This is a genomic window from Mitsuaria sp. MSU3D, from assembly GCF_056867975.1.
Window position 1 is genome coordinate 3,818,003 of sequence record NZ_CP200314.1, and the last position, 16,150, is coordinate 3,834,152.

Sequence of the window (16,150 nt, forward strand, 5' to 3'; positions counted from 1 at the left end):
CGCGGCGCTGCCCTAGTCCAGCAGCTTCTTCAGCGGCGCCGGCAGCGCGTACTCCGCCAGCCGCTCGCGCGCGACCCACACGCCGTCGCCGGCGGGCCGCGTCTCGCGCGTGAGCAGCGCGCGGCGCGGGTGCAGCAGCCAGTCGAAGTGCGTCAGCACATGCTTCACCCGCGGCAGCGTCTCCGGCGCCGCGACGCCCAATGCCGCGCTCTGCGCGGTCAACGCGGCTTCGTCATCGAAGAGGGGCAGCGTCCACAGGCCGCCCCAGACGCCCTCGGCCGGCCGCTGCTGCAGCCAGATGCGGCCCTCGTGTTCGACCCACAGCCACCAGTTCTCCCGCTGGCCGCGCTTGAGCTTCTTCGTCTTGATCGGGTACCGCGTGGGATCGCCCTCCGCCAGCCCCGCGCACAGCGAGGCCACCGGGCACAGCAGGCATTGCGGGCTGCGCGTCGCGCACAGGCTCGCGCCCAGGTCCATCATCCCTTGCGTGTAGGCCGGCATGTCCGCGGGCGACGCCGGCAGCAGCGCCTCCGCCTGGCGCCACAGCCGCTTCTCCTGCGCCGCCGAGGCCAGGTCGCCGTCGAAGGCCAGCAGACGGCCGAGCACGCGCTTCACGTTGCCGTCCAGGATGGCGACCCGCTCGTCGAAGCAGAACGACGAGATCGCCGCCGCCGTCGACCGGCCGATGCCGGGCAGCTCCGCCAGCACCGCCGCGCTGCGCGGGAACGCGCCGCCGTGCAGCGCCACCACCGCCTGCGCGCACTTGTGCAGGTTGCGCGCGCGGCTGTAGTAGCCGAGTCCGGCCCAGGCGGCCATCACCTCGTCGTTGGGCGCGGCGGCCAGCGCGGCCACGTCGGGGAAGCGCTCCAGGAAGCGCCGGTAGTAGCCCAGCACCGTCGTCACCTGCGTCTGCTGCAGCATGATCTCCGACAGCCACACGCGGTACGGATCGCGCGTGTTCTGCCAGGGCAGGTCATGGCGGCCGTCGCGGCGCTGCCAGGCCAGCAGCCGCGGCGCGAAATCGCCGCGCACCGCCTCGACGCGGGCGTCCAGTTCGTCGTCGGTCATCGGGGAGGTCGGCGCAGGGGTCAGGTCTCTCAAGGCTGGCGGCTCGGCTCGCGGTTTGGGGCTCATCGCTTCTGGCAACTTGGACAGAAGAACGTCGACCGCTGCCCCTGCACGATGCGCCGGATCGGCGTGCCGCAGACGCGGCAAGTTTCGCCCTCGCGTCCGTAGACGCGCGCCTGCATCTGGAAGCTGCCCGCCACGCCGTGCGCGTCCTTGAAGTCGCGCAGCGTGCTGCCGCCGGCTTCGAGCGCCTCGCCGAGCACCTGCCGCAGCGCGCCCGCCAGCTTCTCCGCGCGCGGCTTGCTGAGCTTGCCCGCCGGCGCGCGCGGATCGACGCCGGCCATGAACAGCGCCTCGCACGCATAGATGTTGCCCGCGCCGACGACCACGTCGCCCGCCAGGATCGCCTGCTTCACCGCGACGCGGCGGCCGCGGAAGCCTGCATGCAGATAGGGACCGTGGAATTCGATGTCGAAGGGCTCCAGCCCGATGCGGGACAGCAGCTTCGCGGCCGGTTCCACATCCAGCCCGTCCGACCACACGACGGCGCCGAAACGCCGCGGATCGGTCAGCCGCAGCACGCCGCGGTCGGTGACCAGTTCGAAATGATCGTGCGGCCCCGCCGGGGGCGGCTGCTCGCGGAACGCCAGCGAGCCCGACATGCCCAGGTGCATCAGCAGCCCGCCGCCGTCCTCCTCCGGATGGCCCGGCTGCTCGGCGGTCGGCACCAGCGGCAGCCACAGGTACTTGCCGCGCCGCGTCGTCTCCCCGACGCGCCGTCCGACCAGCCGTTCGGCCGCGACACCCAGCGGCCAGCGCAGCGGTTTTCCCAGCCGGACATCCAGCACGCGCGCCCCGGCGATGGCCGGCGCAAAACTTCGTCGTGTAACTTCAACTTCCGGTAACTCGGGCATCCCGGGATCATAGGCGCGACCTGGTTCCGGGGTCCCTAGAATGGTCCGCGGCCCCCGGTTTGCCCCGCGAGCCTTCCCGCCCAGTTCAGGAGTCACGTCATGCCCGCCCTTGTGCGCCACCGCTGGTGGCTCTCCGCCGCCCTCGCCCTGAGCTGCGCCGCCCACGCCCAGATCTCGCCGTCGCCCCAGTCCGATCCGTCTCCCGCCCCGGCGGCCGCGGACGCGCCCGCCTCCGCCGCCTCCGCGCCCGTGGTCAATTCCGACCTCGACGCGCCGATGTTCTATCAGCTGCTGATCGGCGAGATGGAACTCCAGGGCGGCGAACCCGGCGTCGCCTTCCAGGTGCTGCTCGACGCCGCCCGGCGCAGCGGCGACGAGGAACTCTTCCGCCGCGTCGTCCAGATCGCGCTGCAGTCGCGCGCCGGCGACCAGGCCGTCATCGCCGCCCGCGCCTGGCGCGAGGCGATCCCGACCTCGGTCGAGGCGCACCGCACGCAGATCCAGCTGCTCGCGCTGCTGAACCGCCCGGCCGAGATCCCGCCGGTGCTGCGCTCCCTGCTCGCGATGACGCCGGCCGACGGTCGCGGCCCGTTGATCGCCGCGCTGCCCGCGCTGTTCCAGCGCAACCCGGAACCGGTGCGCATCCAGGAAGCCTTCGAGCCGATGCTGCGCGAGACCGCCGCGAGGCCGGAGACCCGTTTCGCCTCGCTGCTGGTGCTGGCGGAATTCGCCAAGAAGGCCGACCGCTACGAGACCGCGCTGATCCACGTCCGCGCCGCCGCCAAGGACTTCCCGGACCGCGAGGAACCGCTGCTGATGGCGCTGGAGCTGCTGCCCCGCCGCCCCGAGGCCGAGGCGCTGATCACCGCCGAGCTCCAGGCCAAGCCGGACAAGCAGTCGCTGCGCCTGGCCTACGCCCGCGCGCTGGCCCGCGCGCAGCGCCCCGGCGACGCGGCCCGCGAGTTCCGCACGCTCACGCAGCAGTCGCCCGACGAGCCCGGCCATTGGCTGGCGCTGGGCTCGCTGGAGCTGGACCTGCAGCATCCCGACGCCGCCGAGGACGCGCTGCAGCGCTACATGAAGCTGGTCGACAAGCCGGACGTCTCGTCGCTGGCCGAGCGCGCGATCGCCGCCGCCGGCCTGGACAAGGCGGACCGTGAAGCGAAGCAGCAGGGTCAGTTGTTGCTCGCGCAAGCCGCCGAGATGCGCGGCGACTTCAAGACCGCCGAGAAGCGGCTGGCCGCGATCGAGGCGGCGCCGGGCAACCTCGACATCGCCTATCGCCGGGCCTCGCTGCTGGCGCGCCAGGGCAAGCTCGAGGAAGGCCGCAAGCTGCTGCATCAACTGCCCGCCGACCGCGAGCAGGACCGCCGTGCCCGCACGCTGGCCGAGTCGCAGCTGCTGCGCGACAACAAGCAGTGGCAGGCCGCCTATGACCTGCTCGGCACCGCGATCAAGGACGCCCCCGAGGACGCCGACCTGCTCTACGAGCAGTCGATGATGGCCGAGAAGCTCGGCCGCGCGCAGGAGATGGAAGCGCTGCTGCAGAAGGTGATCCAGCTCAAGCCCCAGCACTACCACGCGTACAACGCGCTGGGCTACTCGCTGGCCGATCGCAACGAGCGGCTGCAGGAGGCGCGCGACCTGATCTCGAAGGCGCTGAGCTTCGCGCCGGGCGAGCCCTTCATCGTCGACAGCATGGGCTGGGTGGAGTTCAGACTGGGCCGGCTCGGCGAGGCCGAGCGGCTGCTGCGCCAGGCCTACGGCTCGCGTCCGGATGCGGAGATCGCCGCCCATCTGGGCGAGGTGCTCTGGGCCGCCGGTCAGCAGGACGAGGCGCGCCGTGTCTTCGCCGACGCCGCCCGCCGCGATCCGCGCAATGAAGCGCTGCAGTCGGCGATGCAGCGACTGCAGGTCCGTCCTTGATGCGGCGGCGGCAGTTCAGCGCGGGCGCGATGGCGGCGCTCGCCGGGGTCGCGCTCGCCGGTTGCAGCTCGGTGCCCAAGGCATCGGGCACGGACGCCGCGGCGCTCGCCGATGCGCCGCGCCTGACCGGCAAGTTCGGACTGATCGTCCCGGCCGGTGCCGCCGGCCAGCGCGGACAGAACGTCAACGCCAACTTCGAGTTGCTCGGCGATCCGCGCCGTGGCCAGCTCGAGATGAGCACCCCCATGGGCAGCCTGGTGGCGCGCGTGTCGTGGCAGCCGGGCTCGGCCTGGGTCAAGACCCCCGATGGCGACCGCGCCTATGACGACATCGACGCGCTGACGCAGGAGCTGCTCGGCGAGACACTGCCGCTGCAGGCACTGTTCGACTGGCTGCGCGGACGGCCGTGGCCGCAGGCGCCGTCGCGGGCCGCCGGCGAGTCGGGCTTCCAGCAGCTCGGCTGGCAGGTCGACCTGCGGCGCTTCGACAATCAATTGATCTCCGCCCAACGCCTCAATCCGAACGGGCCTGAACCGCTGGCCACGCTGCGCCTGAAACTCGACGCGCCGGCGTCGCCCTGACTCCCGCTGGCCACCCCGTCCCCACGTCCACGACGTCCATGATCTCCTCCCCCTCCGCGGCGCCGCTCAAGGCGCTCTACGACGTGCCGGCGCCGGCCAAGCTCAACCTCTTCCTGCACGTGGTGGGCAAGCGGCCGGACGGCTATCACCTGCTGCAATCGCTGTTCGTGCTGATCGACTGGGCCGACACGCTGCACTTCGAGCGCCGCGACGACGGCGCGCTGCATCGCCACGACCAGGGCGACTCTCTGCCGCCGGACGACCTGTGCCTGCGCGCCGCACGCGCGCTGCGGCAAGCCAGCGGCTGCACCTTCGGCGCGGACATCCACATCGAGAAGCGCCTGCCTTCGGGCGCGGGCATGGGCGGGGGCTCGTCGGACGCGGCCAGCACGCTGCTGGCGCTGAACCGGCTGTGGGGACTGAACTGGTCGCGTGAGCGGCTGCTGCCGATCGCGCTGGCGCTCGGCGCGGACGTGCCCTTCTTCGTCGGCGGTCGCAATGCCTTCGTCGAAGGCATCGGCGAGGTGCTCACCCCGCTGGAGGTACCGGAGCTGCGGCTCGCGGTGGTCAAGCCCGGGGCGAGCATCGCCACCAAGGACATTTTTTCCAGCCCGCTGTTGCAAAGGTCTGAAAGCGTGGCTATAGTAGCGGGCTTTCCTGCAGCGAACGACAGACGCAGCGAAGGGGTTCCCGAAACGGATTCCCAGAGTAACGAAGTCAATAGCTGGGGTGAACGCAAAGGCAATATTCGCCGCGATCACCAAACGTCGGAAATACTCGTTCAGCAGTTGTTTGAAGGATGGGGCAGAAATGATCTGCAACCTCCCGCGGAAGCTGCAAGCAACGAAGTATCGAAGGCGCTTGAATGGTTGCAGACCCGCTACGAAAATTCTCGTATGACGGGTTCAGGCAGTGCAGTTTTTGCTATAGTTCGACCCTCGCTGAATGCAATGCAGACAGCAGCGGAAAAGATAGATGCAGTTTCCGGCCTGGAGAGCAATCTCAAGGCGACACCGGAAGGTGAGTTCGAAAAACTCCCGGACGGTTGGGTCGGAAAAATGTGTCGCAGTCTGTCGGTTCACCCTTTGCGGGGCTGGGCCGAAGATTGAAGGTTGTAGGGTGCTGTTCCACGAACAGTGTCCGGTGTAGGGGAGTCGCCAAGTTGGTCAAGGCATCGGATTTTGATTCCGACATGCGAGGGTTCGAGTCCTTCCTCCCCTGCCAAATTTTCAGTTTCAATCCGGGACCCGCTGGGTTGGCCACCGGGCCATAAGTCTAAGGATGGCCCGCTGTGCTGCTCAATACCGTCCTCTTCACGGGTAACGCAAACCCGACCCTCTCCAAAGAAATCGCCACGCATCTGGGCCTCGAGCTCGGAAAAGCCGTGGTCGGTCGATTTTCCGATGGCGAGGTGGCTGTTGAAATCCAGCAGAACGTGCGCGCCCGCGACGTGTTCATCGTCCAGCCCACCTGCGCGCCGACGAACGAGAACCTGATGGAGCTGCTGATCATGGTCGATGCGATGAAGCGCGCCAGCGCGCGCCGCATCACCGCCGTGATCCCCTACTTCGGTTATGCGCGCCAGGATCGCCGTCCGCGTTCGACGCGGGTGCCGATCTCGGCCAAGGTCGTGGCCAACCTGCTGGAGACCGTCGGCGTCGAGCGCGTCCTGACGATGGACCTGCACGCGGACCAGATCCAGGGCTTCTTCGACATCCCGGTCGACAACATCTACGCCTCGCCGGTGCTGCTGTCGGACCTGAAGGCCCGCAACTACGCGGACCTGGTGGTGGTCAGCCCCGACGTGGGCGGCGTGGTCCGCGCCCGTGCGCTGGCCAAGCAGCTGGGCTGCGACCTGGCGATCATCGACAAGCGCCGTCCGTCGGCCAACGTCTCCGAGGTGATGCACGTCATCGGCGAGATCGACGGCCGCAACTGCGTGATCATGGACGACATGATCGACACGGCCGGCACGCTGGTGAAGGCCGCGGAAGTGCTGAAGGAACGCGGCGCCAAGAGCGTCTTCGCCTACTGCACGCACCCGATCCTGTCGGGTCCGGCCATCGAGCGCATCGCGGGTTCGCTGCTGGACGAAGTCGTCATCACCAACACGATTCCGCTGTCGGAGACCGCCAAGGCCTGCGGCAAGATCCGCCAGCTGTCGGTGGCCTTCCTGTTCGCCGAGACCATCCGCCGCATTTCGGACGGTGAATCGGTGACCTCCCTCTTCAGCGAGCAGAACAACAACTTCTGATCGCATCCTGAGTTCCGGCCGCTGTTCGCAAGGACCGCGGCCGTTTCGCGAAGGCGCCTGGTCGCGGGGCCTTCATCCGGAGCGTCAATCCTGGCGCTCCGTCCATTCTTGGAGATTGATATGAAATTCGTCGCTTTTGAGCGCAAGCTGCAGGGGACCGGAGCGAGCCGCCGCCTGCGCCACGCTGGCAAGGTTCCGGGCATCGTTTACGGTGCTGGCGAGCCGGCCGTCATCGAGCTGGATCACAACGCGCTGTTCCACGCCATGAAGAAGGAAGCTTTCCACAGCTCCATCCTCGACATGGAAGTGGAAGGCAAGACCACGCAAGTGCTGCTGCGTGACTTCCAGATGCACCCGTACAAGCAGCAAGTGCTGCACGTCGACTTCCAGCGCGTCGACGCCACGACCAAGATCACCAAGAAGGTGCCGCTGCACTTCGTCGGTGAAGCCGAGTCGCCGGCCGTCAAGACCGACAAGGGCACCGTGAACCACGTGCTGACCCAGCTGGAAATCACCTGCCTGGCGCAACAGCTGCCCGAGTTCATCGAAGTCGACCTGAGCGGTCTGACGATGGGTCACTCGATCCACGTGAACGACCTGAAGCTGGCCGATCACATCAAGATCGTCACGCACGGCAAGCCGAACCCGGTGGTCGCGACCCCGGTCCCGGCCGCGGCGGAAGAAGTCATCGTCGTGGCAGCTGCCCCGGCCGACGACAAGAAAAAGAAGAAGAAGTAATTTCTTCCTCTCCGGACGCTGGCCTGACGAGGTCTGCGTTCGTTGCCGGGAGGCCCCCTTCAGGGTGGCTTCCCTCCAAAGAAGGCCCCGCTCGCGGGGCCTTCTGCTTTTGAGCTCGACACTGATAATCGCGCCCCATGATTCGTCTCTTTGTCGGCCTGGGCAATCCCGGCCCTGAATACGAGGACACCCGCCACAACGCCGGGTTCTGGTGGATCGATGCGCTGGCGCGCGGCCTGAAGGTCACGCCGCAGCTGGACACCAAGTACTTCGGCCTGGTCGCGCGCGTGAACGACGCACCGGGCGCGTCCGGTCCGATCTGGCTGCTGCAGCCGATGACCTACATGAATCTCTCGGGCAAGTCGGTGGCGGCGCTGGCGCGCTTCTTCAAGATCGCGCCGGAGGAGATCCTGGCGATCCACGACGAGCTCGAGATCGCGCCCGGCGAGCTCAAGCTCAAGCAGGGCGGCGGCAACGCTGGCCACAACGGGCTGAAGGACATGCAGGCCCAGCTGGGCAGCGGCGACTTCTGGCGCCTGCGCCTGGGCATCGGCCATCCGGGCCACAAGGGCGAAGTCGCCGGCTACGTGCTGCGCAAGCCGCCGGTGGCCGAGCGCCAGGCGGTCGAGGACTGCATCGGCAAGTCGCTCGAGGCCTTCAAGCTGATGACGGGCGGCGACATGGCCAAGGCCGTGGCGCTGCTGCATGCCAAGCCGCCCCGGCCCAAGCCGCCCAGACCTGCCAATCTGCCGACGCCCCTGCCGCCCAAGCCCGGTGCCGCAGGCGCCGCGCCGACGGCTGGCGCCCCGGTTGCCGGCACGGTGGTGACCGCGGCCTCGACGGCCGCCGCCACGGCAGCCGCTGCAATCCCTGCCCCTGGTCCTGTGCCTTCCCCGGCAGTTCCCCCTGCCCCACCCCCTATCCCCGGAGACTGACATGCCCGCGCGCGCCGCCTTGATCCTGACGACTGCTGTTCTGGTCCTCATGCTTGGCGCGGCGAACGCGCAGGACGTGCCCAAGGCGCCCCCGCAGCAGGAGCGAACCTTCGGCTTCTACCGCTGCGGCCCGGAGGGTCAGGACTTGCGCGACAGTCCCTGCCCCGAAGGACAGGGCCGCAAGGCCGAGGTCCCGAAGGACCCGGTCGATCCCAAGGAGGCCGACGCCGCGCGCAAGCGCACGGCCGCCGAGACGCGCGACCTGGCCGCGCGCGAGCGTGAGCGCGAACGCCAGTCGGCGAAGACGCCGCCCAAGGCCGCCGGCATCGACGGCCGCCTGCCGGGACAGCGCGCCGCGAAGCCGGCGAAACCCGCGGATCCGAAGAAGCCCAAGCCCAAGGATCCGAAGAAGCCGCCGAAGAAGAAGCCCAAGGTGCCGAAGTCACCGGATGGCGCGCTGCAGCCCAAGCCCACGACGAGCGACAGCACCACGACGCCCGCAGCTCGCTAGAATGCGCGCCGTTGGTGCTCGCGCGGACATTGCGTCCGTGCAGTTAAACGGGAATCAGGAAGCGGTCGCATCCCCGATGCGCGAACCAACCTGAGCTGTCCCCGCAACGGTAAGTGGCCGCCGGTCGCGCGCCCGGGATCCTGAAGAGGGAACACCGGGCGGCAGCCGGCACTGCCTGTCCCCACGTCCACTGGCGCGTCTGCGCTGGGAAGGACACAGGCAGCGGCCACCAGCCCGGATACCGGCCAACAGGTGGCGTCTCCAGCCGATCGCGCGACGCGTCCTTCGTGAGCTTTCACAAGGACGACCCGACGACGAGCCGGCGACGCCGTTTCTCAGAGGCCCTGCGGGTGAGCAGGCGTCTGAACTCCGTCGTTGGTCCGTTCCTCATGCTTCCGTTCGTTTCGCGCGCGCGCGCTGGTGCCCGCTCGCTGCCTGCCCTCACCCCGATGGCGCTCGCCCTGTCGACGCTCCTGGCGTTCCCGGCGCTCCCGGCGCTCGCGGCGTTCTCCACGGCCGCGGCCGCGCAGTCCGCCCCCACCTCCGCTTCCCCCGCGGCCGCCCCCACCGTCAGCCCTTCGAGCCGGCTCGACGACGTCACCGTCACCGGCACGCGCAGCCCGATGAAGCTGTCCGACGTCGCGGCCGACCTGACCGTCATCAACCGCGACACCATCGAGCGCCAGGGCTTCGGCAACATCGCCGCGCTGCTGCGCAACGTCGCCGGCCTGCAGATGACCAGCAACGGCGGGCCGGGCAATTCGACCTCGGTCTTCGTGCGCGGCGCCGAGACCCGGCACACCGTGGTCCTGATCGACGGCGTGCGCGTGGACGGCCAGTCCTCCGGCGGCGCCAGCTGGCAGAACCTGCCGGTCTCGCAGATTGAGCGCATCGAGGTCCTCAAGGGCCCGGCCAGCGCGCTGTACGGCTCCGACGCCATCGGCGGCGTGGTGCAGATCTTCACGCGCCGGGGAGCGGGCCGCACGCAGCTGGACCTCGGCCTCGGCGGCGGCAACCTCGGCCAGGTGAAGGCCGACATCGGCATCAGCGGCGGCACGGCGGACTTCGACTACGCCGGCTCGCTCGCGCTGGATCGCGGCACCGGCTTCAACGCCTACCTGAACACGGCCGCCCGGAGCTACAACCCCGACGCCGACGGCTGGCGCAACTACAGCGGCAGCCTGCGCCTGGGCGGTCGCGTGGCCGAAGGCCAGCGCCTCGAGTTCATCGGCTTGAAGAGCCGCAGCAACGCGGGCTACGACGCCGGCAAGAACGCCGACGACCGCGGCATCACCGAGACGCTGGCGGGCAAGCTGAGCCTGAACTCCACCTGGTCCCCAGCGCTGTCGACCCAGCTGTCAGCGGGTCAGTCCGAAGAGAACTACGAGACCAAGCCGAGCTCGCCCTACCTGACGAAGACGCGCATCCGCAGCGCCTCGCTGCAGGGCTTCTACCGGATCAACGAGCAGCATCAGCTCAACGCCTTGCTGGAGCGTCGCGAGGATCGCCTGGTCAACACCGACCTCGTCGGCGGCGGCAAGGGCGACCGCGACCAGAACGCGCTCGGCCTGAGCTACCTCGGCACGCTGGGCGCCTTCAGCCTGCAGGCGCACGGCCGGCATGACGACGACAGCGAATTCGGCGGCATCGACACCGGCAGCCTGGCGGCGGGCTTCAAGATCGGCGGCGGCTGGCGCGTGACGGCGTCGGCCGGCAATGCGTTCCGGGCGCCCACGCTCTATCAGCGCGGCAGCGTCTACGGTCCCGACACGACCAAGGCCGGCGTCGAGGCACTCCGCCCCGAGCGCGCGCAGAACCGCGAAGCCGGGCTGGCGTGGGCGCAAGGGAACGTCGACTTCTCGGTCACGACCTTCCACAACCGCGTCACCGACCTGATCGCCTTCGGCGCGGCGGGGACCTGCCGCTCGACGACCGGCTGCTACAGCAACGTCGCGCGCGCGCTGCTCAAGGGCACCAGCCTCAAGGGCGGTGCGCAGCTGGGTCCGGTGAACTTGAGCGCCACGGCGGACTTCCTCGACCCCACCGACGCCAACACCGGCCGCCGGTTGCAACGCCGCGCCAAGCGCTTCGGCACGCTGCGCGCCGAGACCACCTTGCGCGCCTGGACGCTGGGCGCGAACGTCGTCGGCTCGGGGCAGCGCTTCGACGACGCCGCCAACAAGACCCTGGGCGGCTACGGCCTGCTCAACCTGGACGCGCAATACGCCTTCGCGAAAGACTGGCGCCTGCAGCTGAACGTCGACAACGCCTTCAACCGCGACTACCAGACGGCGAACTTCTACCAGCAGGCACCGCGCACCTGGTTCGTCACGCTGCGTTATTCACCGTCGCTGTAATCCGACGCGGCGGGACCAGGCGGTAAGGTCTGTCTCTCGGCGTCAATGCCTGGCTTTCACTGGAGATTCCGGATGTCCGCTCATCACCTGATCATCGGCGGCCAGCGCAGCGGCAAGTCGCGCCACGCGGAGCGCCTCGCGCTGCGCTGGGCGCGCACGCCGACGCACCGGGTCACCGTCATCGCAACCGCCGAGGCCCATGACGACGAAATGCGCGAGCGCATCGCGCGCCACCGCGCGGACCGACCGGCGGGCTTCGACACCCTCGAAGCGCCGCTGCGCCTGTGCGAGGCGCTGCGCGCCGCGGCCTCGCCGCAGCGATTGATCGTCGTCGACTGCCTGACGCTCTGGCTGACGAACTGGCTGATGCCGATGGACGGCGCGCCGCGTCTCGACGACTGGCGCACCGAATGCGCCGACCTGCAGCGACTGCTGCCGCAACTGGCGTCGCCCGTCGTCTTCGTTTCCAACGAGGTCGGTTGGGGCGTGATGCCGATGGGTCGCGAGGTGCGCGCCTATGCGGACGAGCTGGGCTGGCTCAACCAGCTCGTCGCGCGGCAGTGCGCCGAGCTCACCTTGATGGTCGCGGGACAGCCATGGACACGGCCCGTCGAGGACCCGGACGGCGCCGACCAGACCACCGACACGGCGAACAAGGCGAACGAAGCGAACGAGGAGCACAACGGATGACGTCGATGGAACGCTGGATGCGAGGCGCGATCAGGATCGCGGCGGGTGGCGCGATGCTGGGAATGCTCGCGACCTTCTCGACCTTCGCGACGACCGCGATCGCCGCGCCGATCACACTGAAGGACGACCGCGGCCACACGGTCACGCTGCCCGATGTGCCGCGACGCATCGTCAGCCTGCTGCCCTCCCTGACCGAGACCATCTGCGAGCTCGGCGACTGCGCGAAAGTCGTCGGCGTGGATCGCTTCTCCAACTTCCCGGTGAGCGTGCAGAAGCTGCCGCGCCTGGGCGGTCTCGACGACACCAGCATCGAGGCGCTGGTGGCGCTGAAGCCGGACGTCGTGGTGCTGGGCGTCTCCGCGCGCGTCATCGACCGGCTGGAGGGCCTCGGCCTGAAGGTCGTCGCGCTGGAGCCCAAGAGCATGAACGACGTCCAGCGCGTGCTGGGCAAGATGGGGCAGATCCTCGGCAAGGAGGACGACGCGCGCCGGCTGTGGAACCGCGTCGACGGCCACATCGCGCAGAGCGCCGCGACGCTGCCCCCGGGCGCGCGTGGCCTCAGCGTCTACTACGAGGTCGACGCCGGCCCCTACGGCGCGGGCACGGCGTCCTTCATGGGCGAGATCCTGACGCGGCTCGGCGCGAAGAACATCATCCCGGCCGAGCTCGGTCCCTTCCCCAAGCTCAACCCCGAATTCATCGTCCGCGCCGATCCGCAGGTCATCATGGTCGGCCAGCGCAACGCGGCGGGACTGCCGCAACGACCCGGCTGGCCCGCGATCCGCGCGGTCAAGAACCAGCGGATCTGCGTCTGGATCCCGTCGGAGTCCGACGTGCTCGTCCGCCCCGGCCCGCGCATGTCGGAGGCCGCGGCGCTGATGGCGCGTTGCCTGCGTGAGGCGGCGGCCGGCCCCGTGCCGCTGCCGACGGTGCCCTTCAACGCGCCGCCCGGGGGCATGCGCTGATGCGGCCCTCCTCCCTGCTCTCCCCCAAGACGGCGGCGCAACTGACGGCGCTGCTGCTGCTCGGCGCCGCCCTGCTGGCGCTGGGCCTGGCCATCGGCAGCATGGGATGGAGTCCGTGGACGGAGAGCAGCGACACCATGCGCATGATCCTGTGGGACATCCGCGCGCCGCGCTCCATCGGCGCGTGGCTCGCCGGCGCGCTGCTGGCACTGGCCGGCGCGATCGCACAGGGCCTGTTCCGCAACCCGCTCGCTGATCCGTACCTGCTGGGCTGCTCCGCGGGCGCGTCGCTGGGCGTCGCGGCGCTGCTCTTCGTCATGGGCGTCTCGCCCGCCGCGGCCGCGCTGGCGCTGCGCGTCGGCATGACCGGCGCAGCCTTCGCCGGCGCCATCGGCGCCGTGCTGCTCACGCTCGTGCTCGCCCGCGGCGTCACGCAGAGCCTGCGACTGCTGCTGGCGGGCGTGGTCGTCGGCGTGGTGCTGGGCTCCGGCTCCGCGCTGCTGACGCTGATGAATCCCGACATCCTGCGCGCCATGCAGGCCTTCATGCTCGGCAGCACCGGCTATGTCGGCTGGAGCGCGGTGCAGGTCATGGTCGTCGCGATGGGGCTGTGCCTGCTGGTCGCGCTCGGCTGCAGCCGCACGCTCGATGCGCTGACCTTGGGCGAGGACACCGCGCGCTCGCTCGGACAGCAGCTCACGCTGATCCGACTGCTCCTGATCGCCGCGCTCTCGCTGGCGACCGGCGCGGCAGTCGCGCAATGCGGACTGATCGCTTTCGTCGGCCTTGTCGCGCCTCACCTCGTGCGCAGCTGGGGACCGACCACGCACGGCGCGCTGCTGCTGCTCTCGGCGCTGACGGGGGGCGCGCTGCTCCTCGCCGCCGACATCGCCGCGCGCTGGGTCATCGCGCCGCAGGAACTGCCGGTGGGCATCATCACCGCCCTGCTCGGCGGCAGCTATCTGCTGTGGCTGATGCATCGGCGCAAGGCGCATTTCGGCGGCACCGGAGGTTCGCGATGAGCGCGGACGCCGTGGATCTCGGCCACGTGCCGTCGCTGCGCATCGACCTGAAGTCGCTGTCCCTCAGCCATCGCCCCGTGCTTCACGCACTGAAGCTGGCACTTGCGCCACGTGCATGGACGGCGATCGTCGGCCCGAACGGCGCAGGCAAGTCGACGCTCTTGCGCGCGATCGCGGGCCTGTTGCCTTTCGACGGCACCTTGACCCTCGACGACAAGCCCTGGACGGCCTGGCCGGCAAAACAGCGCGCGCGGCAGGTCGCGTGGCTCGGCCAGAACGAAGCGGCCTCGGAAGATCTCACGGCCTACGACATTGCGATGCTGGGTCGGCTGCCTCATCAGCCCTGGCTGGCGCCGGCCAGTGCCGCCGATCACCAGGCCGTCGAGCACGCGATGCGCCAGACGCAAAGCTGGGACTGGAAGGACCGCGCGCTGGGCAGCCTGTCCGGCGGCGAGCGGCAGCGCGTCTTGCTGGCGCGCGCGCTGGCGGTACGCGCGGGCGTGCTGCTGATGGACGAGCCGCTGGCTCACCTGGATCCGCCGCATCAGAGCGACTGGGCGCGCATCGTGCGCGAGCGCGTCGCGGCGGGTGGCGCCGTCGTCAGCGTCCTTCATGAGCTCAACGTCGCCCTGCAGGCCGACACGCTGGTGGTGATGGATGGTGGTCGCATCGTCCATGAGGGTGCCCCGCACGACGCGACGACGCACGACGCGCTGCAGCGCGTCTTCCACAACCGACTGCTGATCCTTCAAGTGCAGGGTCGCTGGGTCGCGCTCAATGAATAAACTCCCGATGACTGCCTGCCCAGCCTTCCTGATCAGTGCGCCGGCTTCCGGCCAGGGCAAGACGAGCGTGACTGCGGCGATGGCGCGTGCGGCGCGCCGGCGCGGACTGCGCGTGCGTGTCTTCAAGACGGGGCCGGACTACCTGGATCCGATGGTGCTGGAGCGCGCGAGCGGTCACACGGTCTACCAGCTCGACCTGTTCATGGGGGGCGAGGCGCATTGCAGGCAGCTGCTCGCTCGCGCGGCGGAGAGCGCCGACCTGATCCTCGTCGAGGGTGTGATGGGTCTCTTCGACGGCAAGCCGAGCAGCGCGGATCTGGCGGCGACGTTCGGGTTGCCGGTGATCGTGGTGCTGGACGCATCGGCGATGGCGCAGACCTTCGCCGCCTTGGCGACGGGACTGGCGCGCTTCCGCGATGACATCCAAGTTGCCGGCGTGATCGCCAACCGTGTCGGCAGTGATGCGCACGCGCGCATGGTGGGCGAAGGTCTGCCCCACGACCTCCCGCTGATTGCCGCATTGAAGCGCGATGCAACGCTGTCCCTTCCCGAGCGGCATCTGGGACTGGTGCAGGCCTTGGAGCTTCCGGACATCGACAAGCAGTTGGAGGCGTGGGCGGACGCGTGGGAGGTTGGCGCGCTGCGGGACATTTTCCAGAGCGGATCGAAGACCGACGGGCGGTGGCCCCTTTTCGGAGGTCAAGGAGGGAATTCAGTTGCCGGCAGGCAACTGAAGGAGGGACACGGAGAAAAGGGGCCACCGCCCGTCGGTCTTGCGCTCGATTGTCCGTTGGAGGGCCGGCGCATTGCCGTCGCTACCGACGCGTGTTTCTCCTTCATCTACCCGGCGAATCTTGATGTGCTGCGCGAGTTGGGCGCGGATGTCCGGGAGTTCAGTCCGATCGCGGGCGAAGCCCTTCCCGAATGCGACGCCTTGTGGCTGCCCGGCGGTTACCCCGAGCTGCATACGCGGACGCTCCGCGAGCATCCGCGCTTCTTCGGCGATCTTGCGTCGCACCTGGAAGCTGAGAAGCCGCTGCTTGCCGAATGCGGCGGGATGCTGGTGCTGCTTGACGAGTTGAGCGATGCCGACGGCGGTGCACAGGCGATGGCGGCGCTGATGCCGGGCCGCGCGTCGATGCAGAAGCGGCTGGCCGCGCTGGGGCTGCAGACGATCGCCTGGCCTGAGGGCGAGCTGCGGGGCCACACCTTCCATTACTCCGCGATGGAGACGCCGCTCTCCCCCATCGCCACGGCGACCAACCCCAACGCCGGCCGCGCCACCGAGCGCCTGTATGCCGTCGGCTCGCTGCGCGCGAGCTACGTCCACCACTACTTCCCGTCGAACCCGGGCGCCATCGCGGCGTTCTTCGGCGGCACCGATTCATTCTCCAAGCGCTGAGC

At 69.4% G+C, this 16,150-nt stretch carries 14 protein-coding genes, 1 tRNA gene, 1 pseudogene and 1 riboswitch; of the genes and pseudogenes, 14 read left to right on the forward strand and 2 right to left on the reverse strand.

Annotated elements, in window-relative coordinates; genetic code table 11:
- Nucleotides 1-12: 12 nt before the first annotated feature.
- Complete coding sequence (mutY, locus tag AC1VNM_RS16715) at nt 13-1,068, reverse strand: A/G-specific adenine glycosylase (protein ID WP_483107653.1); 1,056 nt, start codon at nt 1,066-1,068, stop codon at nt 13-15.
- Between the two features lie 62 nt (nt 1,069-1,130).
- Complete coding sequence (gene mutM / locus AC1VNM_RS16720) at nt 1,131-1,982, reverse strand: bifunctional DNA-formamidopyrimidine glycosylase/DNA-(apurinic or apyrimidinic site) lyase (protein ID WP_483107654.1); 852 nt, start codon at nt 1,980-1,982, stop codon at nt 1,131-1,133.
- A gap of 99 nt (nt 1,983-2,081) precedes the next feature.
- Here mutM and AC1VNM_RS16725 point away from each other — a divergent pair, with 99 nt between their 5' ends.
- From AC1VNM_RS16725 to AC1VNM_RS16790, 14 genes and pseudogenes are all read left to right on the forward strand, one after another.
- Nucleotides 2,082-3,908, forward strand: coding sequence for a tetratricopeptide repeat protein (locus AC1VNM_RS16725; RefSeq protein ID WP_483107655.1), 1,827 nt, complete (start codon nt 2,082-2,084; stop codon nt 3,906-3,908).
- The gene (locus AC1VNM_RS16730; protein WP_483107656.1) at nt 3,908-4,489 is read left to right on the forward strand and encodes an outer membrane lipoprotein LolB; all 582 of its coding nucleotides are present in this window, start codon (nt 3,908-3,910) and stop codon (nt 4,487-4,489) included. Before AC1VNM_RS16725 ends, AC1VNM_RS16730 begins: the two co-directional genes overlap by 1 nt.
- 38 nt (nt 4,490-4,527) lie before the next feature.
- Nucleotides 4,528-5,598 carry a 4-(cytidine 5'-diphospho)-2-C-methyl-D-erythritol kinase gene (ispE, locus tag AC1VNM_RS16735; protein WP_483107657.1) on the forward strand — a complete coding sequence of 357 codons (1,071 nt, stop codon included), beginning with the start codon at nt 4,528-4,530 and terminating at the stop codon, nt 5,596-5,598.
- A gap of 38 nt (nt 5,599-5,636) precedes the next feature.
- Nucleotides 5,637-5,713 (forward strand) — tRNA-Gln (locus AC1VNM_RS16740).
- Nucleotides 5,714-5,780: 67 nt separating this feature from the next.
- A complete protein-coding gene (locus AC1VNM_RS16745; protein ID WP_377160709.1) occupies nt 5,781-6,743 on the forward strand; it encodes a ribose-phosphate pyrophosphokinase in 963 nt (320 codons plus the stop codon).
- Between the two features lie 120 nt (nt 6,744-6,863).
- Entirely contained in the window at nt 6,864-7,481 is a 618-nt protein-coding gene (locus tag AC1VNM_RS16750; RefSeq protein WP_377160706.1) for a 50S ribosomal protein L25/general stress protein Ctc, read from the forward strand.
- A gap of 137 nt (nt 7,482-7,618) precedes the next feature.
- Nucleotides 7,619-8,224 (forward strand): annotated as a pseudogene (pth, locus tag AC1VNM_RS16755) (aminoacyl-tRNA hydrolase); the annotation flags it as partial.
- A gap of 193 nt (nt 8,225-8,417) precedes the next feature.
- The gene (locus AC1VNM_RS16760) at nt 8,418-8,927 is read left to right on the forward strand and encodes a hypothetical protein (protein ID WP_483107658.1); all 510 of its coding nucleotides are present in this window, start codon (nt 8,418-8,420) and stop codon (nt 8,925-8,927) included.
- Nucleotides 8,923-9,191, forward strand: a riboswitch (cobalamin riboswitch). (Overlaps the previous gene by 5 nt.)
- Nucleotides 9,192-9,316: 125 nt before the next feature.
- The gene (locus AC1VNM_RS16765) at nt 9,317-11,284 is read left to right on the forward strand and encodes a TonB-dependent receptor domain-containing protein (protein ID WP_483107659.1); all 1,968 of its coding nucleotides are present in this window, start codon (nt 9,317-9,319) and stop codon (nt 11,282-11,284) included.
- Between the two features lie 72 nt (nt 11,285-11,356).
- On the forward strand, nt 11,357-11,974 hold the full coding sequence (gene cobU, locus AC1VNM_RS16770; RefSeq protein ID WP_483107660.1) for a bifunctional adenosylcobinamide kinase/adenosylcobinamide-phosphate guanylyltransferase: 618 nt from the start codon (nt 11,357-11,359) through the stop codon (nt 11,972-11,974).
- Nucleotides 11,975-11,979: 5 nt separating this feature from the next.
- On the forward strand, nt 11,980-12,939 hold the full coding sequence (locus tag AC1VNM_RS16775; RefSeq protein WP_483109288.1) for an ABC transporter substrate-binding protein: 960 nt from the start codon (nt 11,980-11,982) through the stop codon (nt 12,937-12,939).
- Nucleotides 12,939-13,961: a FecCD family ABC transporter permease gene (locus tag AC1VNM_RS16780; protein WP_483107661.1), complete on the forward strand. Its 1,023-nt coding sequence runs from the start codon at nt 12,939-12,941 to the stop codon at nt 13,959-13,961. Before AC1VNM_RS16775 ends, AC1VNM_RS16780 begins: the two co-directional genes overlap by 1 nt.
- Entirely contained in the window at nt 13,958-14,746 is a 789-nt protein-coding gene (locus tag AC1VNM_RS16785) for an ABC transporter ATP-binding protein (RefSeq protein ID WP_377160691.1), read from the forward strand. The genes AC1VNM_RS16780 and AC1VNM_RS16785 overlap by 4 nt, the downstream gene beginning before the upstream one ends.
- A gap of 7 nt (nt 14,747-14,753) precedes the next feature.
- Complete coding sequence (locus AC1VNM_RS16790; protein WP_483107662.1) at nt 14,754-16,148, forward strand: cobyrinic acid a,c-diamide synthase CobB; 1,395 nt, start codon at nt 14,754-14,756, stop codon at nt 16,146-16,148.
- Nucleotides 16,149-16,150: the final 2 nt, after the last annotated feature.